Below are 20,297 nucleotides of genomic sequence, written 5' to 3' on the forward strand. Positions count from 1 at the left end.
ATCACTCAAAAATCATCAAAAAATCACGTTAAAATGCCCGAAACCCATAGTCCATATTTAGTTGATTATGTCAATGCGTAAGTCCTAATACAGTAGATGCCATTTGTGTAAGGTACATCGTTAACATACAGAATCTCTGTAATAAAAAGTATTATTGTTAACTTATATACTTTTTAATTATGTAAATTACTGTACGTAGGTATGTTTATATTAAGGTGAATGTGTGATTGATAAATACAACGCAGCAATAATTTATCAGTAGTTTTGGGCATTCAGTATTCGGTTTAAAATGTAAATTAATCTTTAAGAAATGTATCATAAAGATGATCACCATTTGACAATTACTTGGAAGTACAAATATAATTAGCAATTATATATCAATGGTTAGAGGTTAGAGAAAACCCCACTAAACTTTGACAACAGCATAATTTCGTTCACCAGTGGTTATTCCTTACACATTAAGGATTTTAGATGGAAAATGAATCATTTATTGTAATATTTTGTGACATTCATGAATGCTTATTTACTAAGAACTTTAGTCATAGCCTGTTTGACACTCACTATGGTAGGACAACCTGTTCTTGCCCAAAATTCCCCCAATTCTCAATCAACCTCTAAACCTACTCAAACTTCAGACTGTGTTCCTTTTCCTCCAGGAATAAATTCGCTCGCTTTACTAAGACTACCCCAAGTACAAACAGAACTTCAGATCACGAAATTACAAGTTGCCGAATTAACTAAGCTAGAATCAATATTGAAACAAAAATTTACTGGCTTATATACCTCTTTACAATCTCGTCCATGGACTGACGAGAGAAAAAAGAAGTTTTTTGAAGAAGTTCAACAAGTATCTCAAGAAAACAGTGGTCAACTTAACGAAATTTTACAACCTCGTCAGTTTACCCGCTTGAAGGAAATTATGCTTCAGGTATATGGATGGCAAAGTCTTAACCAAGAAGAAACTGTGAGCTTGCTAAATCTAAGTGAAGATCAACAAAATCAACTGAGAAAGATTAGTCAAGAAACCAATCAAAAGGCTTTTAAAATGTTTGAATTTCCTGCCACGAATAGTCCTCAAAGCTGTAATAAGGTGATGACAAGCAATAAAAAACGCCTGGATCAACTCAGGCAAAAAAGCCAAAAACAAGCTGATGCTATTCTCTCTCAAAAACAGCAACAATTGTTAAAGATTTTAAAAGGAAAACCTTTTACTATCGATCTCACCTTAATTAATTAAATGGTACTAAATTAAATGGTACTAATGGCGAACTAAATCAATAACACTATAAAGAGGAGAAAAAGTTATTTATGACTACCATTCAAAAAGATGCCTTAGAAATTAAAAATCTCACCAATTCTGAATTATTGGAACTTTTAACTGCCGAGGGAGAATTACAACAATGGTTATGGCAAAAAGCACGAGAAACTCGCCAAACCCATTTAGAGAACCAAGCAGTTGTTAGAGGAGTGATTGAAATTTCCAACTATTGCCAGAAAAACTGTGATTACTGTGCAATCAGAGCAGTTAACACTCAGATAGAACGATACCGATTCACTGCAGAAGAAATTTTAGCAATTGCCCAACAAATTGCCGAAGCACATATTCCTATAGTCTTTTTACAAGCGGGACAAGATCCCCAATGTGATCCCATTTTAGAAGAGGTGATTCCCGAAATTAAACGTCGTTTTAATGTCAACATCCTACTTTGTTTAGGAGAACGTCCCAAAGCCGTTTATGAAAGATTTGCCGAACTGGGAGCGAACTCTTATATTTTAAAATTTGAGTCTTCTAACCCTGAGTTATACAAACAAATTGCCCATACTTCCTTAGAAAAGCGACTGCAATGCGCCCGATGGATTCAGGAAGCTGGCTTAAAGTTAGGAACAGGTAATATTGTGGGATTACCGCATCAAACCCTCGATATGCTCGTAGATGACATTCGTTTAGCCTTAGAGATTAACCCAGATTTTGTTAGTTCTTCCCCATTTATACCCAATCAGAATACCCCCTTAGAATCCTTGCCCTATGGGAATCTGAACTATACATTAAATACGATGGCCATTTATCGAATAGCCTTGAAAACACCCTTAATCCCTACAGTGAGTGCTCTGGAGAAAATTCAGCCAGGGGGTCAACTTATGGGATTTAATGCCGGAGCTAACGTGATTACTATAAACTTTACTCCACAAGATTTTCAAGAAAAATACCTTATTTATTCCCAAAAACGTTTTGTAGTCAGATTAAACCATGCTTTGGAAACCCTACATCAAGCGGGTTTAAAAGTAGAAAAATTAATCACTCAAAATTATCAAGCCAACTAACATGATTAAACGATTAAAGATCAGTCGAGAATTCTTATTAACTATCTTGTCATTAACTTTTTTGCTAGTGTCACTTCTCTCTCCCATCATTATTCATGCTCAGGAACCAAAATCACGGACAATTAAAGAAATTAAGATCAACTCCAAAACCTCTTTAGTTCACTTGGGTAGTATAGATTCTTTTGATATTACTGAAGGGGGAGTTGAAGCAGGAAAATTCTTGTTCAATGCCTTGGAAACTGGCAATAATGATTCTGCCCAAGCTGCTAGTAAAATTTATGATCGGATCATTCCTTTAGAAAATTATGGAGGAGAATATACAGCCCTTCAATGGTTTGCCAAATATCTGTTAGCTTCTAATAGTGAAAAAGAGAAAATCCTCGCGGACAAATATCATCGAGAATTTTTTAACTTCTGGGCTGAAAATAATTTTGCCAACCTCAAAGAGTATATTCAACGTAAGTATAAACTCAAAGAATTTGAGGATGGAAAGACTTTTAAAGGTCAGTCGAGAATATCGTTCCTAGAAGACTTTATTCTCTTCAATAATCCTCGCCGAGAAGAATGGGAAAAGACCAGCAAGATTATGCAGGTTTTAAATCTCAAGCCAGGAATGCGAATTGCAGATATTGGCAGTGGTCCGGGATACTACACCTTTAAATTTTCTGAAGCTGTTGGACCAAATGGGAAAGTATTCGGTATAGACACTGTCAAAGACCACGTTAATTTTGTCAGTAAGGTAGCCAGTAAATACAAGCTCAATAACATTGATTTTGTCTATTTGCCAAAAGCAGATAACATTGGCGTGGCCGAAAATCAGGTAGATTTGGCTTATATGTGTTCTCTATATCACATTATCTATACCGTCACCCTGCAAGAAGTGCAAGAACGCTACTTGAATAGCCTGAAAAAAGCCCTCAAGCCAGATGGTCGCTTTGTAGTTGTGGATAACGCCTTGGTAGAAAAAGGAACGCTGCCCTATCATGGTCCTTACATAGCCAAGGAATTGGTAATTTCTCAATTAGAACAGTATGGTTTTCGCCTGGAAAAAGAATATCAATTCATTCCCCAAAGATATATTTTAATCTTCAAAAAAGCCTAGGACCGAAAGCAATGGATTTTAGAGTCATTGGTATCTCTGCTGCACTGGGTTCATCCGCATCATGGGCGGTTGGTTCAATCCTCTTTAAGCGATTGGGGGAAAAGTTATCACCCCTAGGGATGACTCTGGCCAAAGGAGGGGTCAGCGTGGTTTTCCTAGCTTTAGCTCTACTGGTTACTGGCTATAATCAGGTTGACCATCAATCCTTGTTTTTACTAATTTTAAGCGGCTTGTTAGGAATTTCTATCGGGGATACGTTATTTTTTGAGGCTTTGCAAGATATAGGAGCGCATTCACTGATTTTATTAACGACCTTTGGTGAGGTCTTAACTATTATCCTTGCGGTGATTTTCCTGAAAGAACAACCCACCCCTCAACAGTGGGTAGGAATTGTCTCAGTTTTATTGGGAATTGCCCTGGTACTCCATAGCAAAATTACCAATGACTCTCAAAAATCCCAGTTCAAATGGAGAGGAATTATCATCGGTTTGCTCTCAGTGATTTGTATGTCTGTGTCCCTGATTATTGCTAAACAGGGTTTGGCTTCTCTGTCAGCTATTCAAGCAACTTTTATTCGGATGCTATCAGGAACAGTGGGGATGTTCGGTTTTGGCTTGGTTACTCAACGATTAGGAAAATGGATGAATCCTTTTGAGGATCGCGCTTTAATCGCCAGGTTCTTAATCGCAGTAGCAGTTGTCACCTTTGGCGGCTTCTGGTTGTCCTTGGTGTCTCTCAAATATATTGATGTTGCCATTGCCAATATACTCAGTTCTACTGAACCCCTTTTTGTACTACCCCTGGCTGCCATTTTTCTCAAGGAGAAAATCACCACTCAAGCATTAATTGGCAATTTTGTGGCAGTGTTCGGCATTATTTTAATTTGTACTCCCTGAGCTACTCATTAAAAATTCTCAAAATCCTTAATTTTATCTTGTGAAAAGGAGATTAAATCAATGGTTAATGTTCTTCATAGTCATTCCTTACCAACAGTTCGTCGTAGAGATATCCTGGAAAAAGCCCAAGCAAGATTAGAAGATTTCCAACGATTAAAAGCCGCAGGGTTGCTATGTGAATCTGGAGACTTTTTCCCCTCGGTTCACTATCCTCCCATTACTATGTATCCTGAAATGACAGAGGAAGAAATCTTTAAAGATTATACTCTGCCAGAAGATGGGATGTTTGATATTTATGTTCATATTCCCTTCTGTCGTCGTCATTGCACTTTTTGTCATTATCCCGTTGTTACAGGAGCATCCAATGACGAGAAATCTTACTATCTCCAAGCCTTGGAAAAAGAAATGGACATTTATATGAAACGCTTGGGGATTGACAAAATTAAGGCTAGATCAATTTTGATTGGGGGAGGAACACCTACCTATCTGACTCTGGAACAACAAAAGTATTTTTTTGATTTCTTTGTGGAACGCGTGGATCTTTCAGAGTGTAGCCAGTTTAACTATGATGTAGATCCTGTAACATTAATTGGCTCGGAAGGCATTCAGCGATTAGAGATGATGAAGTCCTACGGAGTAGATCGTCTCACCATTGGGGTTCAATCTCTCAATGATCGCGTGTTGAAATTAATGAACCGCCATCATGGTTCTAAGGAAGCTCTGGAAGCTATTGCCCTGTGCCATGCTATGGGATATCAACTGGATATTGAGTTTATTTTTGGCTATCCTGGACAAAATTTAGACAATTGGATCGAAGTAATGGAACAAGCTGTTACTTTAGATGTGGAGGAGATCCAGCTTTATCGTCTCAAAATTGAGGCTTACGGAGATTTCCAAGGTGTGATCAAAAAAGTTACCGAAGTTCGTCCTGAAGATATTCCCACTAATGAAGATGCAATTATGATGAAACAAATTGCCATCGAAATCCTCAATGAAAATGGGTATCATGAAAATCTGCGACGGGTATTCACCAAAAAACGAGAACACTACTCCTGCTATGCTGATAACCAATGCTGTGGCTTACTCGATCAGGTGGGCTTTGGGCAAACGGCTTTTAGCAGTCTCCGTAATCGCTTTGTACTCAATACCCAAGATTTTGATGAGTACTATACCAAAGTTGCTGCTGGGCAACTACCTTTAAATCGGGGTTATGTGAGAACTCCTGAAGATCAAGCGCGTTGGGCAGTTATTCTTCCTTTGAAAAATCGCTGTGTTTGGAAAGGCTATTTTACTCAAGTCACTGGTGGGGCTTCTCTTAATGAGGTATTTGGGGAAAAAATTGAGGCATTAAAGTCTTTTGGATTGTTGGAAGAAGATTCAGATAAAATTCAGTTAACACGCCTGGGTGCTTTCTTTGCTGATGAAGTTGCCCAGCAGTTCCATCATCCTAATTATATGCCCTTCCCCTCGGAGGCTTATACCCAAGGAATGCTTCATCCTTGTAAGCATCAACCTAGATTTCCATAAAACAGACAAGGAGGAGAAATAAGCTATTATTTAAGCGGCTTGACTGAGGCAGAAATTTAATCTTGGTAACTGATTCCTCCACCTAAATCACCTCGTTTAGCCGCTTTTAATTTTCAGTCAATGATTAACTGCATTATAGCTGATCATATCACATCCAGTAGCATTCAGCAGTCAGCTTGACATGGAAACTAATTGTTAATAAATGTATCAAAATCATAATCACTAGTTGACAACTGCCCGGAAAACAGATACTTCTAGCAATTATGTATCAACAATTCGACACCACTCCCCTGAACCTTGAAAACCGCATAATCTCGTTGACTGGTGGCGATTCCTTACACAGTAAGGGTTTCAGCCTCAAAAATCTCAGAATTGTTGAGATTTTTCGCCCTTTATTGAGAATAAAAAAAGTGGTGTCGAAATGGGGGTCTGAAAGTATTGCTACGCAAGGTTTCCAGAAGGTAGCCCTTTCCTAACCTATTTCCCCGCAAGGGGATGGAAACTTTCTATCCCCAATCTCTACGATAAAATTATCCCCACTTTCCTAACCTATTTCCCCGCAAGGGGATGGAAACAGTAAAAGAATTCCCTCGGAAATATATCGTTTGTGCTTTCCTAACCTATTTCCCCGCAAGGGGATGGAAACATCGTATGCTCAAACTGTTTGATAAGATTAAAAATTGGAAAAATATTTCTCAAATATGTCATAATGGAAAGACTTTATTATCCAATAAATCACCTCTTATGAAAAAAATAGAAATAGAACTAGATTAAGAAACTTATGACAAAATACAACAACTAACTCAGACTAATCATTGTCAAATATCAGACTTGATTAAAGCAATGATTGAACAACTGACTAAACCGGAAATTCTCAATGATTCATTTATTGGGAAATGGTCAGATGATGCGGAATTACAACTAATTGAAGATATGTTAAAACATAGAAGCTAAAGAAGACTAAATTAACGGTGAAAAACAAAACTTTAATTGATACAGATATTTTTGTACATCATGAGATTATGAAACGCTATGAACTTTAGAAATATCTTCTTAAAGAGTCTCATAAATAGACAAAAATTCTTGACGAGAAATACCAGATTGATTACAAATACTTCTCAAAGTTGAACCTTTAATTTTTTTATGATTTGGTAAAGTTAAAGGTGTACTTGTACCATCATCATTTTGCCTAATCATAGCAATATGTTCTCTTTCTCTGACTATTGTAAATCCTAATTGCTCTAAAGTTTTAATTACTTTAACTTGAGGAGCATCCACAGGAAATTTAGGCATTATATTACAGCCTCCACTATGGAAACTTCAAGAATAGGAGAATCAGACTCTAAAACTTCTAAACCAAAAGTTTCAATATGAAATTTTAAAGCAGATTTTACATCAGCTAAGGCTTCTTCGTAACTATCACCTTCACCAACTACTACCCCTTGCACTCCTATGGGATAAGCAATATAACCATCAGAATGTCTTTCCACTATGATTTTAATATCTTTCATAATAGTTTGATTTCGGTAATCTTTTTCAGTAAATGATCAACTGCATTATGCCTGATCATATCACATCCATCAGCATTCAGCAGTCAGCTTGATATGGAAACTAATTTTTAAGAAATGTATCAAAATCATGATCACTAGTTGACAACTGCCCGGAAAACAGATACTTTTAGCAATTATGTATCAACAATTCGACACCACTCCCCTGAACCTTGAAAACCGCATAATCTCGTTGACTGGTGGCGATTCCTTACACAGTAAGGGTTTCAGCCTCAAAAATCTCAAAATTGTTGAGATTTTTCGCACTTTATTGAGAATCAAAAAAGTGGTGTAGAAATGGGAGGCTGAAAGTATTGCTACGCAAGGTTTCCAGAAAGTAGCCCTTTCCTGACCTATTTCCCCGTAAGGGGATGGAAACTTTGTTTCTTGTGCAAGCCGGTAAGATCCGACTTTCCCTCTGCTTTCCTAACCTATTTCCCCGCAAGGGGATGAAAACAGCTATAAATTATCAATATCAATTTATTAATATCAATAAAAATCCTGAAAATCCTTAAATCCTGGACATCTTGATTCAGACAATTACAATATAATAATTTATATATTCCTATTAATAATTGGCAATTAAAACTTATGCTTAATATCACCAACACCAAGTTTAAATTAACCAATAAACCAATACACAATAAACCCAATGAAGCAATTAGAGAAATAGCTTATAGTATGGATTTGTTAATTCCTGGATTATACTTATGGCTACCAGGAATACATATTCGGTTTGGTGGCGCTGTTCCTGATGATCAACCTTACAAATATCCAGGTACAATACATAGCAAAGCAGGTATAGCTTTAGTATTACCAGGATACAAAATATTTACAACTTATCAGGGTAGTTATGACCCTCAATAAGCATCAAATACAGGGACTACCAAAGTTTAAATCTACGATTTTAGATACAAATCAATTTGAAAAATTAATTATTGATGCTGGTTATTCTATATCAGGAACAGCCCCAGCACAAGGTAACAGAGTTAAGGTTTGGTGGATTCATGAACAATATCCAAGAGTAGAATCTATTTATACTCGTGATCAGAAAAAAGTCATTAGCGCTTATCATGTTTAAGTTTGGCAAAAACTTAATCAAGCGAAAACAAACTGCGAGTATAAACAGGACTTACGCAACTGGCACATTTGTAGGGTGCGTCAGATATCAAAAATCTGTTTATTTGCAAGATTGATACTGTCTGACGCACCCTACAACAAATTTTTTAGTGTGACACTTGCGTAAGTCCTAAGCTAATGTGCAGCACTCACTGTATAATTAAAAAAGGTGAAGTTACAGTAGCACAAGCATCTTGCTTGTATTAATTATTCAAGTTAAAGGCACAACAGCTTAATAAAGTATGATTTTTTTTGATAGATCACAATCTAAAATGTTAAATTATAGATTAACTTAATAATTTTATCCTAATATCAAATTGCAAGTGAATGACTCGTTTTATCCATGACCAATTTGCTAAACAATATCTTACAGAACTATTAACACCCTATGGTGAAGTAGATATGAGTAAAGATATTACCTCAGAAGTTAGGCAAATTGATGTATTATTTACACCAGTGTCCGCATCTCCAAACAATATAGAAACACTAGGACTTTTAGGCAGAATGGCCATTTATTCCAATTCTGCTATATTTGAACCATTTCGTAATCCGGTTAGTAAAAGTGAAATTCGTAGTTGTATAGGTAAATTGTTTGACATCCATGCAGACCTAGAACGACAATCAAAGCGCAATAATACAAAAATAAATGAAATAGAATTGCCCCATTTATGGATTTTTTCACCAACGTTATCACTAGACATCATTGATAGTTTTAAAGGTGCTTTAGACGAAGAAAATTGGGGTTCAGGAGTTTATTTTTTAGGAACAGGGTTTAAAACTGTAATTATTGCTATTCATCAACTACCGAGTACACCAGAAACATTGTTTCTCAGGATATTAGGTAGAGGAAAAATACAAAGACAAGCAGTGGAAGAATTAAAAGTGCTATCTGAAAATAGTTCTTCCCTTAGTAATATCATACAATTAGTACATAACCTAATTGCTGTGTTATCCGCACGTCAACGTCAAGAACAAGATATTGATCGAGATGATCAGGAGTTAATTATGAAACTATCAGAAATGTACCAACAACAATTAGAAGAACTCAAAAAACAAGGAGTAGAAGAAGGACGACAAGAAGGACGACAAGAAGGTATAGCAAGAGAACGCCGTGCTATGATTGAAAGTATTCTACAAGTACGTTTTGGAGAAGTTGATTCAGAATTAACAGCAATTATTGATCAAGTAATTGCCATGACTAGAGAAGAATTTACTCCTTTACTTTTGCAATTATCTCGTCAAGATTTATTGGCAAGATTTAGAAAGTAGATATTCACAAATAAGTGATATTTTGCGATGGTTACAGTAAATGTAGTCATCGCAATGCAATTAATTAAAATAAATCAAAATAAATCAAAATAAATCAAAATAAATCAAATATTTCACAATATACCCATTTTATGCTACCTTTTAAAAATGATCATTTCCTTGCCCACTGCTGGACTACGTGCAATTAAATTACCTTGTAAATCAACTATTTGTAAATGAGTAAAACCCAATTCTTGAGAACGTTGTAATATTTTATTTGCTAATTTATTTTGTTCCACTGCTGTTAAATTACTCCAAACTTCTTTAAGTTTGACAGTTAAATCACTCCTTGCTAAATCAACTTCAATAGATACAATTAATGGAGTTTCTATATTTATATTTTGTTTTTCTGCATTTCTAGTAGTAATAGTAATCTCTGAAAACTGACTTTCAATAGATTTAATTAAACTTTGTTCTGGTGTTAATTCTATAATTATTTCCGGTATTGGTGTTGCTTCCGGTGTTATTGTAGGTTCAGGACTTGGTGTTATTTCCGGTGTTATTGTAGGTTCAGGACTTGGTGTTATTTCCGGTGTTATTGTAGGTTCAGGACTTGGTGTTATTGTCGGTTCTGGAGTAGTAGTTTCCGATGGAGTCACAGCAACCACAGGAGAAGGTTTAGATATCAAAGTAAATGCACTAATACTAATAATAATGATAGCGATAAAAGCAAAAATTCCTGTTAATAAAGAATCAGAAACATTATTAGATATATTAGAAGGTAAAAATAACCGAAAAGTTCTTAAAAACCTATCCCATGATGAAAATAAACTTTGTAAAAAACCAGGTTTTTGATTAACATTAACCTCCTCATTTTCTAACTTAACAACAGTATTTTCTAAAACTCCAATAGTTCCTCGTAAAACTTGAATAATGGCGATTTTCCACACAGGTGGTTTTTTTGGTGGTGGAGTTTCTGAGTTATTTCTTGGTTTTCTGCGTCTTGGTTGTGTCATTCTGAGTTTTTTATTCTAAAATAACTGTGTATGTAATTATTTATTATCTCAAGATTGGGGAATTTATGAAAATTAACCGTCGTCAATTTTTATTATTAGGTGGTTTTACTACCATTACTACAGGTTTATTTGGCTGGCAATTATCCAGCGCTAATGCTAATTCTAGCAAAAAAGGTCTACTTTTACGTTTTGTGTCTGTAGCTGATACGGGAACAGGTACAAAAGGACAATATGATGTGGCTAAAGCTATGGATGTTTATCATCAAAAAAATCCTTATAATTTGGTAGTTTTAGCTGGTGATAATATTTATAATAATGGGGAAATGTCGAAAATTGTGGAAGTTTTTGAACGTCCTTATCAACCATTATTAAAAAAAGGTGTGAAATTTTATGCTTGTTTAGGCAATCATGATATTAGAACAGAAAACGGTGATCCTCAAGTTAAATATCCTAGTTTTAATATGACAGGACGTTATTATACTTTTACTAGAAATCAAGTACAATTTTTCGCTTTAGATACTAATAATAATGCAGATTGGAAAAATCAATTAAGTTGGTTAAATAAGGAATTAAGTTTAAGTAAAGCACGTTGGAAAGTGGTTTTTGGTCATCATCCTATTTATTCATCAGGACAATATGGAACTAATAATAATTTTGTGAAAATGTTTACTCCTTTGTTTAAAAAATATAAAGTTCAATTATACATTAATGGTCATGAACATAATTATGAAAGAACTAATAATATTAATGGTACAACTTATGTAATTTGTGGTGCTGGGGCGGGAAATCGTCCTGTGGGGCGTTCAGAATGGACAGGATATTCTACTAGTAATTTGAGTTTTGCAGCTTATGATGTTTATGCTGATAGAATAGAAATTAGTGGTATTGGTATTGATCATCAAGTTTTTGATCAGGGTGTAATTAAGTTTTAATTAATTAATTAAATTAAGATCCCGGACTTCTTAAAGAAGTCCGGGATCTGAAGCTACTAGATCAGTTTTTCTACTACTTCTGCTGTTACTTTTTCTACATTATCAAATACTATTTTTCCACCTGCTTTGATCATTATTTCTATATAACTTTCTTGCCTTTCTCTTGTTTCTTGAACATGGGGGGGTAATACTCCCACTGCTATCCAATTTCGAGAATGATCTATTTTTTTGGCTTTTTCTATGGTGTGCATATCTCCCACCGTATCACCAACATAAATAATATTAGATATGGTATTATTTCCATTTTCTAATAGTCTAATTGTGGCAAAAAGTCCCGTAGGATCTGGTTTTCCTGGTGCGTCTTCCATCGCTATTAAAGTGGGCGATTTTAACCCTAATCTTCTTTCTAATATATAATTAGCTGATCCGCGAGTTGCACCACTAAAAAAGCCCCAAGCGATGTTAGCTTGTGTCAGTTCTTGAAAATAATTAGCTGTTACTAATAATGGTTCATCACAAATATATCCATTCCAATTTTCTTGATCTGTTCCTCGATAACGACTTTGAAAATAATGTACTATTTCTTCATAGCTTATTTCTATTTCTGTGCGGTTTTTTCCCTGGGTACTAAAATAACGATAAATTAATTCTTGGGATGCTTCCCAGTCGTTATTCCAAATACCTTCGGCTTTTAGATGATCTATATCTATGGATGTGGGACGATAATTTTCCTTTGTAAAGTATTCTACTGTATCTGCTATGGCGCGACGATAGGATTTACTAACATCACGAATAACTCCATCTATATCGAAAATAATTGCTGTTTTTGTAGTCATATAATTTGTCATGTTTTGATTGATAATTTATTTGATAATTTACTTTACTGGAGACAATTTTGTTACCTTTAATTTAAAAGTTCCTACTCCTGTTTCTCCAAAAGATCGCACTCGTACAATGTAAGTTCCTGTTTCTATAATGCGTGTAAATAGCAGAGAGTTACTACTGCCATCTGGTCCGTCATCATTTTCGGCTAGTGTTGAACCATCAGGAGATAAAACTGTGATGATGCTATCAAAATTTTCTGATGATAAATCAATGGCTATATTATCACCTTTTTGTAATTGTATTGTATAATCACGGGCAAATCCTCCTTGTCCTGTGGGTATATCTTTAGTGGTTAATTTATCAGTAATCTCTGAAATTTGCGGTAAGGGAATAGGATTATATATAGGATTATATAATTTATCTTTTGTATTCCTTGGTTGTGCTGATACTATGTTCATACTCATATAAATTATCATTAATGTAGTAGGAACAATACTAGGAATAATCACAAATTTTCTGAAAAATACTATTAATTCTCTGTGCATAATTTTCATCAATTTCTCACTATATTTACTCAATTAAATCATTTACTTTTGTTTAATAGGAGCTGCCACTGCTGCTAAACCAATGACTTTTATATGATTTTCTTCGAGTATTTTTACAGCAGCTTTCGCAGTTGCCCCGGTTGTATAAATATCATCTATTAATAATACTGGTTTATTACAAGAACGCTGATATTTTGGATTAACTGTAAAGGCATCTGCCAGGTTTTTTTGTCTTTCAGAAAAGGATAAACTAAATTGTGCTTGGGTTTCTTTGCTTCTTTCTAAAATTTGGGAGTTTAATTTTAAACCTGTGATATTACAAAAACTTTTGGCAATTAATTCTGCTTGGTTAAAACCTCGTTCTTTTTGTTTTTTGCTGTGCATGGGAATAGGAATAACAATTAATTTTTCTTTTAATGTTTCTTGGGGTTGATTTAATAACCACGTTTGTCCTAACCAGTTGCCAAAGATATTAGCTATTTGGGGTTGATTTTCATATTTCATGGCAGCGATCGCTCTTTTTACAGAACCATTATAATTTCCCCAGACAAATATCGGTAATGTTTGTTTCCATAAATATCCCGGATTTTCTAAATGGCAACTTTGCAGTTGTTTAGTACAATATGGGCACAGTTCTTGAGGGGTAGAACGTTGGCACAAGGCACAATTAGATTTCAGAAACAAATTTACTAGATTTTGAAATATCTTGATCATTTTAGCACCTCACATACTCTGCAAATAACACCACAAAATAAGGACAATCATTTGGCTTTCCTATTCTTTTTTATCTCTATATTCCCGTAGCTGTTTTAATAATTTTTCCTGGGCAGGACTAGGATAATTGGTTATAGTTGGGTTTGGTAATATTTCCGTTGTCTCTACATTTTTATTTAATGATTTAGTTGATGTATCTATTACTAAATCCTGTTTTTCGGTACTAGGATTCATGGATTTACTAATTACTACTTTTTTGGTTACTTGTTTAGTTGTTTCTGGCTGATTCATAGAAGTTTTAAGTGAGTCTAAAGTTACTGCTACTTTAGTTTGTTGCTCTATATCTTGGGTAGAAGATACTAATTTACTTAAACCATTAACTAATCTTAATAAATTTTGTCTAAATTGAGGATCTCCTGTTAATTCATCTAAATCTGATGTGATTTTTTGGGTATTTTCAAAGGTCACTCTAGCGGCATCTAAAGTTTGTTGTAATAATACAATATTTTTAGGATCATTCAAAGTTTTGGAAGCATCTTTTAAATTTGCTGATGCTTCTGCTGCATTGGCAGAAAGTAATTCTAAATTATTTAATATTTCTCCTTGGGTTAAACGATTTACTGCTGGTGATAAACTATTAACTGTGACTCGCAATTGGTTACTTACTTCTGTCATATTATTTAAGGAAGTTACCAAAGATGTACGATTAGCTGTTAACAGATTATCTAAATTATTTAATAATTGACTTGCTTGTTTGGCAGTTCCACTAAAATCTTTAGCTGTGGTTGCTAATTGTGCGGCGGTTTTTTGACTAGTTGCTGTTAATTGATTTGTAGATTTTTGTATTGTTAATGCTGTACTAGAAAATACTCCTACCTGTCCTTGGGCAGTTTTAGTTAAACTTTGCAGATCCTTAGTTAAATTGGCGATATTGGTAGCAGCTAAAGCAGAACTTTCTAAGGCTTTATTGACATTTTTATAGAATTGATCATTACTATATTGAGCAGCAAAACTGGCTGATTGACGCACTAATTCATCTACACTAATACCAATTACACCTCTTAATCTTGAGCCATTACAAATAATTAATTTAGCATTACAATCTTGATCTAATGGTCCGGGAATATCTTGAGCAAGAGTAACATTTCCTTGAGGAGTAATATCAATAATATTTTGACTGACTAAACCACTTTGATTTGCTTCAATTGTTGAATTAGTAGGAATTAATAAATTAGGATTACTAATTTCAATTTCTACATCAACAGAGTTAGAACCTGTGTTAATTTTTCTAATTGTACCCACTGTCACACCACGATAACGCACTATTGAACCTTTTTGCATTCCTCCAGCATTGGCAAATTCTACCGTAGCATAATAGGATTTTTTCCCCACACTAATTCTGTTTAACCATAGGAAAATCCCCACAAATGATCCTAGTCCTACTATTAATAATAATCCTACTGCACCTTCGCGCAATGTCCGCGCTGATGTAAACCGATTAATAAAGTCTCGCATTTTCCCCCCTCAGTTGAATCATCATTTACAACAAAATAACAAAATAAGAACTTTGTAGTCAAATTATAGCAAAATCTTCTATCTCTCAATTATCAATTATTAATTCATTGTTTAACCTAAAACTTGAATTGGACCTTTGACACTACCACTCATAAATTGTCTAATTAATTGGTTTTGTGTGCCGTCTATTTCACTAATTTTACCTTGCCATTGTACTTGGCCATGATAAAGAAATACTAATTGATCGGCAGTGCGGCGAATGGTGCTATCTTGGTGAGTAACTATGGCATAAGTGCTACAAACTCCTTGGGTATGTTGTAAATTACGAATTAAGTCTTCTATGACTGTGGAGGCAATGGGATCTAATCCAGCCGTAGGTTCATCATATAATAAAACCTGTGGATTATCTGTAATATTTTGAGGATTAGACATAATAGCACGGGCAAAACTGACTCTTTTTCTCATGCCTCCAGACAATTCCGATGGATAAAGATGGCCTATACCTTTTAATCCTACCATTTCTAATTTTTCATTAACTAATTCTCGAATATGCGATCGCTTTAATCTCGATTTCTGATAAAGTAAAAATCCCACATTTTCCTCTACATTTAAGGAATCAAATAATGCTGCTTGTTGAAATACCATTCCTATGCCTATAGGATCACCACCATCTTCTATTAAACCATTACGTTTTTTTCCTTGGATATAAATTTCTCCCGCATCAGGTTTTAATAACCCTGCTATGATTCTTAAAATTGTTGATTTTCCTGTACCTGATGGTCCAATAATTCCTAATGCTTGTCCTTGATAGATGTTTAAATCTATATTATCTAAAACTTTATTTTTTCCGAAAGATTTAGATATTCCCCTTAATTCAATCAATGGTTCTGTCATTTTTGATAACTCATTTACTGGATATTTTTTAAGTGGATATATCCCCAATTTTTCACATTAACTGATAATTGATAGATCAGATCTACCAGAAATCGGGGATTTTCTTCTTTGACTCGTTTAAGGTTGGTATCTTATACTATATAATATATTTGTCAACTTTTGACGATCAAAATTTTCATTTTCCTGAAATTTGTTTATGTCTCCTTATCCTAGTTTAGTTACAGTTTCCGCTTTACTCTTGTATTTTATCGTTACTATTAACGTTGGTAGAGCAAGATATAAATATCAAATTCCTGTACCACAAACCACAGGAAATGTAGATTTTGAAAGAGTGCTAAGAGTACAACAAAATACTTTAGAACAATTGGCTTTATTCTTACCTGCTTTGTGGTTATTTTCTATTTACGTTAGTCCAGTTTGGGGTAGTGTTTTAGGTACTACTTGGATTATAGGACGTATTGCCTACGCTTGAGGGTATTATCAAGCGGCAGAAAAAAGAGGTCTAGGTTTTGCCATTAGTTCTTTAAGTAGTATAGGATTAATCTTGGGTTCTTTGGTGGGAATTGTGTTAACTTTAGTAAAATAAGGTTAATTTCTTGTAAATTTGCAGAGGTTTAGCAATGCTAAACCCCTGCATTGTCAATCAATTTTGATAATTTATTGATATATTGTATATCTGGTAAAAATTAAATACGCATGAACAGTCTCTACATTGTTTTATTAATTCAAGATTGAGATCCCCGACTTTTGTAAGAAGTCGGGGATCTTATTTTTCACTATTAGTATTATAAGGTGTGTCAGATATTATAAATCTGTTTATTGATAAAATTTATGCCCTCTGACGCATCCTACGTATCTTTAGCTAACTATTGGCTAATTTCTTTTTTGCTTCTTGCCATAATGCTTCTAGTTCCATTCCTGTATATTCTTCAAAAGGTCTATCTATGAAATCTTCCATTTTAGCTAATCTTTGAATAAATCTCTGATTTGTACCTTTTAATGCAGCATTAGGATCAAGATTATACCATCTAGCAATTTGAATAATGGCAAATAATAAATCTCCTAATTCTGATTCTTGTCTTTCTGGTGTTTCTTGGGCTAATGCTTGTTTAAATTCCCCTAATTCTTCCTCAAATTTTTGCCAAACATCCTCAATACAATCCCATTCAAATCCTACTTTAGCAGCTTTTTGAGAAATTTTTACTGCTCCCATTAATGGTGGTAAACTCCGACGATAACGATGAAGTTTAGTAGTTAATTTTTTAGTGGTTTCTGGTGTTTCCCCTTTTTCTTGGGCTTTAATTTTTTCCCAATTTTCATGTATTTCTTCTATGTTTTCTACTCTCAAATCACTAAATACATGGGGATGACGACGAATCAATTTGTGAGAAATTCCCTGGGCAATTTCTTTAATGGAAAAATTTCCTGACTCTTTTGCTATTTGCCCTTGTAAAATTACTTGTAATAGTAAATCTCCTAATTCTTCAGCGATCGCTTTTTGATCTCCACTGTGAATGGCATCTATTACTTCATAGGCTTCTTCTATAATGTATGGTATCAAACTTTCTTGAGTCTGCGCTAAATCCCAAGGGCATCCACCATCAGGCGATCGCAATTTTTCCACTACATCTATTAGTTCTTGTAATGCTATTAATGTTTCATTTTCCATCGGATTTTTTACTCCCTTAATTATCGAGATTTGCGATTTTTCGTAATTTTTGGTTTAGGTTTATTACTGCGATTAGTAACTTTAGGCTTTTTCATTTTACCCTGATTTAATAATCCTTGAAAACCCTGTTTTTGCCATTTTTTGTAACTAGAACCAATCCAATCACTTAATGAATGACTCATTGCTCCTATTTCACAACCAATTACAAAAGATATAAATTCTATTCCATTAGCATTAATATTTTTTTTTGTATTTAACCATACATGATCCCAGTTTAAAGAAAAATTGCCTATTTTTGTCCAAATTAATAATAATAATATTGTTGTCAATGCCACAATAGTCATTAAATACGCAACTCGTAAAGTTGTGCCGATAATCGGACCATGAGATAAAAAAGACCTATGACGTAAACTTTTTTGATAAGGTAGCCAAATATAACGCAAAAAACCCCAGCGTTGAAACTGACGGGAATAAATATCTAAGTCAGGTCCAAACATCAACCCCCCGAACATGAACCCCCCAGCCACTAACAAGGTTATATTACTACTACGAGTAGTAATTAAGGTAATACTTGCTACTACAGGAACAGACCAAATAGTAATGCGATCGTGCGTTTGACCAGAAGGCATGGGACAACTCAAGGATAAACTCAAAAATACACAAGTCAGGAATTATCAGCATTTCCTCGTATAAATCTTACTCTGAACTCAGCACCAAATGAGCCGGAAAATATTCTTCAAAAAAATTTTGTTTAGGGGGTTGCAAAATTTTAGAAGGTTGTGCTATATTAATTGAAGTGAAGGAAACGGGCGGTTAGCTCAGTTGGTAGAGCGCCTGCCTTACAAGCAGGATGTCATCAGTTCGAGTCTGGTACTGCCCACTTACCCGAAATTCACTGAAAAACCTTGTTCTGTTCACTTTCATAAGTGCCAAGAGCAGGGTTTTTTTGTCAGCAATTCACAATTTATCTATAGAAAAACCATATCCGCTTTGACTACTAATACCATCAATGATAGCTAAGTAAATATAGATTAGTAACGCAAAGCGGAAGTCGTCACAAGTCATGCATTCAAAACTAAGACATTATCGGCTTTTTAAGGATTTAGAATAGTTCGTTTATTTCCGCCAATTGACGTTATTTATTTGACTATCTAAATAGCTTGAAGTTATTTTTTCTTGGAATTTGGGGAATTACGCTGATTTTTCTGCCCGTTAGCATTCTTTTGTGTATAACTATGAGAATTATTCTTATATGTTGAATCTCCTTTAAGTTGCTTACGACCATTATTAATAATTTTTAGCATTTCTTGAAGGTCTTGCTCTAGGTTACTTAAGATAGTGTCAGCATATTTATCAGCACCATCTTCTATATCTTGAGCTTGAGAAATCGCATTTTGACGAATTTCTGCTAGTTCCTCTTCACAAGCATGACGTTTACGCTCAATTTCGGCAATGGTGTCTTGCATCATGGCTTCACACTCTTGCTGTACTTGTCTCCGAATTTGATCAGCGTCTCGTTGTGCCTGTCTAATAATATCACTTTCTGATAAGATTTGCGCTCTTTTGGCTTGGGCTACGTCTACTAATTGTTGTCCATATTCTTCCGCTTGCAAGAGTATTTCTTCCTTTTGCTCCAGGATTTCCTGTGCTTGCTGGAATACTAATGGTAAAGAATCACGAATAAACTCCAGTTGTTCTAGTAACTTATCTTCATCTACGAGAGTACGGCCAGTGAGAGGAATGTGTAAACTAGACAAAACCATTTCCTCGAGGTTATTTAATTCTTGTTGAATATCTACCTCTGGTTTGAATGGAGGACTTTCCTGGGGGAAATGCCCATTAACATGATCTAATGGATGTAAATGATGTCCATTATGGTTAGATTCTAAATTAGAGACTTGAGGTTGTAACATTGGTATATATCTAGGGCAATGTGTGGAGGAACGAGATGATCAACAGAACCACCGAATCTGGCAATTTCTTTTACCACACTACTACTTAAAAAACTATATTCATTAGATGTTGCCAGAAAAACTGTTTCTATTTCAGTAGATAAGGTATTATTAGTATGCGCCATTTGTAACTCAATTTCAAAATCGGAAACTGCTCTTAACCCCCGTAGTAAAACTTGCGCTTGTTGTATTTGGGCATATTTTACGGTTAAACCATCAAAACTGTCTACCCTCACATTAGGTAAATGTTGTGTAGATAGACTAATTTGTTCCAATCTTTTCTCTACTGTAAATAATGGTGTTTTGTTGGGGTTTCTCAGTACCGCTACTATTACCTGCTTAAATAGACGGCTACCGCGCTCAATTATGTCTAGGTGTCCCAAGGTGATGGGATCAAAGCTACCGGGATAAATGGCAATCACAATGTTATCTTAGGTGATGATATTCTGATGATTTTAAGGTGAAAATGGTAAT

The 20,297-nt window shown here is 34.7% G+C and carries 22 protein-coding genes and 1 tRNA gene; 11 read left to right on the forward strand and 12 right to left on the reverse strand.

Going from position 1 to position 20,297, the window contains the following annotated elements; all coding sequences use genetic code 11:
* Window positions 1–502: 502 nt before the first annotated feature.
* The 5 genes from H6F32_RS11750 (at window position 503) to H6F32_RS11770 (ending at window position 5,847) form a co-directional block, all read left to right on the forward strand.
* The gene (locus H6F32_RS11750; RefSeq protein ID WP_190369522.1) at window positions 503–1,237 is read left to right on the forward strand and encodes a hypothetical protein; all 735 of its coding nucleotides are present in this window, start codon (window positions 503–505) and stop codon (window positions 1,235–1,237) included.
* 71 nt (window positions 1,238–1,308) lie between these two features.
* Window positions 1,309–2,322 (forward strand): radical SAM protein, encoded by a 1,014-nt coding sequence (locus H6F32_RS11755; RefSeq protein ID WP_190369523.1) that lies wholly within the window; start codon window positions 1,309–1,311, stop codon window positions 2,320–2,322.
* A gap of 1 nt (window position 2,323) precedes the next feature.
* The gene (locus H6F32_RS11760; protein WP_190369524.1) at window positions 2,324–3,424 is read left to right on the forward strand and encodes a class I SAM-dependent methyltransferase; all 1,101 of its coding nucleotides are present in this window, start codon (window positions 2,324–2,326) and stop codon (window positions 3,422–3,424) included.
* 11 nt (window positions 3,425–3,435) lie between these two features.
* A complete protein-coding gene (locus H6F32_RS11765) occupies window positions 3,436–4,320 on the forward strand; it encodes a DMT family transporter (RefSeq protein WP_190369525.1) in 885 nt (294 codons plus the stop codon).
* A gap of 60 nt (window positions 4,321–4,380) precedes the next feature.
* The gene (locus tag H6F32_RS11770) at window positions 4,381–5,847 is read left to right on the forward strand and encodes a coproporphyrinogen-III oxidase family protein (RefSeq protein ID WP_190369526.1); all 1,467 of its coding nucleotides are present in this window, start codon (window positions 4,381–4,383) and stop codon (window positions 5,845–5,847) included.
* Between the two features lie 1,053 nt (window positions 5,848–6,900).
* Here H6F32_RS11770 and H6F32_RS11780 read toward each other — a convergent pair.
* Together H6F32_RS11780 and H6F32_RS11785 are read right to left on the reverse strand one after the other, a co-directional pair.
* The gene (locus tag H6F32_RS11780) at window positions 6,901–7,140 is read right to left on the reverse strand and encodes a type II toxin-antitoxin system HicA family toxin (protein ID WP_190369527.1); all 240 of its coding nucleotides are present in this window, start codon (window positions 7,138–7,140) and stop codon (window positions 6,901–6,903) included.
* Window positions 7,140–7,358, reverse strand: a complete 219-nt coding sequence (locus tag H6F32_RS11785; protein WP_190369528.1) for a type II toxin-antitoxin system HicB family antitoxin — start codon at window positions 7,356–7,358, stop codon at window positions 7,140–7,142. The genes H6F32_RS11780 and H6F32_RS11785 overlap by 1 nt, the downstream gene beginning before the upstream one ends.
* A 627-nt stretch (window positions 7,359–7,985) precedes the next feature.
* Here H6F32_RS11785 and H6F32_RS11790 point away from each other — a divergent pair.
* The 3 genes from H6F32_RS11790 (at window position 7,986) to H6F32_RS11800 (ending at window position 9,782) form a co-directional block, all read left to right on the forward strand.
* Entirely contained in the window at window positions 7,986–8,261 is a 276-nt protein-coding gene (locus tag H6F32_RS11790; RefSeq protein WP_190369529.1) for a hypothetical protein, read from the forward strand.
* Window positions 8,248–8,475 (forward strand): hypothetical protein, encoded by a 228-nt coding sequence (locus H6F32_RS11795; RefSeq protein WP_190369530.1) that lies wholly within the window; start codon window positions 8,248–8,250, stop codon window positions 8,473–8,475. The genes H6F32_RS11790 and H6F32_RS11795 overlap by 14 nt, the downstream gene beginning before the upstream one ends.
* A gap of 365 nt (window positions 8,476–8,840) precedes the next feature.
* Window positions 8,841–9,782 (forward strand): hypothetical protein, encoded by a 942-nt coding sequence (locus H6F32_RS11800; protein WP_190369531.1) that lies wholly within the window; start codon window positions 8,841–8,843, stop codon window positions 9,780–9,782.
* 134 nt (window positions 9,783–9,916) lie between these two features.
* Here the strand turns inward: H6F32_RS11800 and H6F32_RS11805 are convergent, their stop codons facing one another.
* Complete coding sequence (locus tag H6F32_RS11805; protein ID WP_190369532.1) at window positions 9,917–10,777, reverse strand: hypothetical protein; 861 nt, start codon at window positions 10,775–10,777, stop codon at window positions 9,917–9,919.
* A 65-nt stretch (window positions 10,778–10,842) separates the two neighbouring features.
* Between H6F32_RS11805 and H6F32_RS11810 the strand changes: the two genes are divergently transcribed.
* Window positions 10,843–11,709: a metallophosphoesterase gene (locus H6F32_RS11810; RefSeq protein ID WP_190369533.1), complete on the forward strand. Its 867-nt coding sequence runs from the start codon at window positions 10,843–10,845 to the stop codon at window positions 11,707–11,709.
* A gap of 56 nt (window positions 11,710–11,765) precedes the next feature.
* On the opposite strand, the gene H6F32_RS11815 is transcribed toward H6F32_RS11810, so the two are convergent.
* The 5 genes from H6F32_RS11815 to H6F32_RS11835 form a co-directional block, all read right to left on the reverse strand.
* On the reverse strand, window positions 11,766–12,545 hold the full coding sequence (locus tag H6F32_RS11815; RefSeq protein ID WP_190369534.1) for a TIGR01548 family HAD-type hydrolase: 780 nt from the start codon (window positions 12,543–12,545) through the stop codon (window positions 11,766–11,768).
* A gap of 39 nt (window positions 12,546–12,584) precedes the next feature.
* Window positions 12,585–12,992, reverse strand: a complete 408-nt coding sequence (locus tag H6F32_RS11820) for a PPC domain-containing protein (protein ID WP_242031115.1) — start codon at window positions 12,990–12,992, stop codon at window positions 12,585–12,587.
* Between the two features lie 129 nt (window positions 12,993–13,121).
* Window positions 13,122–13,793 carry a ComF family protein gene (locus H6F32_RS11825; protein ID WP_190369535.1) on the reverse strand — a complete coding sequence of 224 codons (672 nt, stop codon included), beginning with the start codon at window positions 13,791–13,793 and terminating at the stop codon, window positions 13,122–13,124.
* A gap of 60 nt (window positions 13,794–13,853) precedes the next feature.
* Window positions 13,854–15,308, reverse strand: a complete 1,455-nt coding sequence (locus tag H6F32_RS11830) for an MlaD family protein (RefSeq protein WP_190369536.1) — start codon at window positions 15,306–15,308, stop codon at window positions 13,854–13,856.
* 111 nt (window positions 15,309–15,419) lie between these two features.
* Window positions 15,420–16,202, reverse strand: a complete 783-nt coding sequence (locus H6F32_RS11835) for an ABC transporter ATP-binding protein (protein WP_190369537.1) — start codon at window positions 16,200–16,202, stop codon at window positions 15,420–15,422.
* A gap of 196 nt (window positions 16,203–16,398) precedes the next feature.
* Between H6F32_RS11835 and H6F32_RS11840 the strand changes: the two genes are divergently transcribed.
* Window positions 16,399–16,674: an MAPEG family protein gene (locus tag H6F32_RS11840; protein ID WP_313926629.1), complete on the forward strand. Its 276-nt coding sequence runs from the start codon at window positions 16,399–16,401 to the stop codon at window positions 16,672–16,674.
* A gap of 390 nt (window positions 16,675–17,064) precedes the next feature.
* Here the strand turns inward: H6F32_RS11840 and mazG are convergent, their stop codons facing one another.
* Both mazG and H6F32_RS11850 read right to left on the reverse strand, forming a co-directional pair.
* A complete protein-coding gene (gene mazG, locus H6F32_RS11845; protein ID WP_190369538.1) occupies window positions 17,065–17,871 on the reverse strand; it encodes a nucleoside triphosphate pyrophosphohydrolase in 807 nt (268 codons plus the stop codon).
* Window positions 17,872–17,891: 20 nt separating this feature from the next.
* Entirely contained in the window at window positions 17,892–18,500 is a 609-nt protein-coding gene (locus tag H6F32_RS11850) for a metal-binding protein (protein ID WP_190369539.1), read from the reverse strand.
* 178 nt (window positions 18,501–18,678) lie between these two features.
* On the opposite strand from H6F32_RS11850, the gene H6F32_RS11855 reads away from it, so the two are divergent.
* A tRNA-Val gene (locus tag H6F32_RS11855) sits at window positions 18,679–18,751 on the forward strand.
* A 286-nt stretch (window positions 18,752–19,037) separates the two neighbouring features.
* On the opposite strand, the gene H6F32_RS11860 is transcribed toward H6F32_RS11855, so the two are convergent.
* Together H6F32_RS11860 and coaD are read right to left on the reverse strand one after the other, a co-directional pair.
* Window positions 19,038–19,784 carry a DivIVA domain-containing protein gene (locus tag H6F32_RS11860; protein WP_190369540.1) on the reverse strand — a complete coding sequence of 249 codons (747 nt, stop codon included), beginning with the start codon at window positions 19,782–19,784 and terminating at the stop codon, window positions 19,038–19,040.
* Window positions 19,757–20,245, reverse strand: coding sequence for a pantetheine-phosphate adenylyltransferase (gene coaD / locus H6F32_RS11865; protein ID WP_190369541.1), 489 nt, complete (start codon window positions 20,243–20,245; stop codon window positions 19,757–19,759). The genes H6F32_RS11860 and coaD overlap by 28 nt, the downstream gene beginning before the upstream one ends.
* Window positions 20,246–20,297 lie beyond the last annotated feature (52 nt).

Source organism: Anabaena sp. FACHB-1237 (assembly GCF_014696225.1).
Taxonomy (GTDB): domain Bacteria; phylum Cyanobacteriota; class Cyanobacteriia; order Cyanobacteriales; family Nostocaceae; genus FACHB-1237.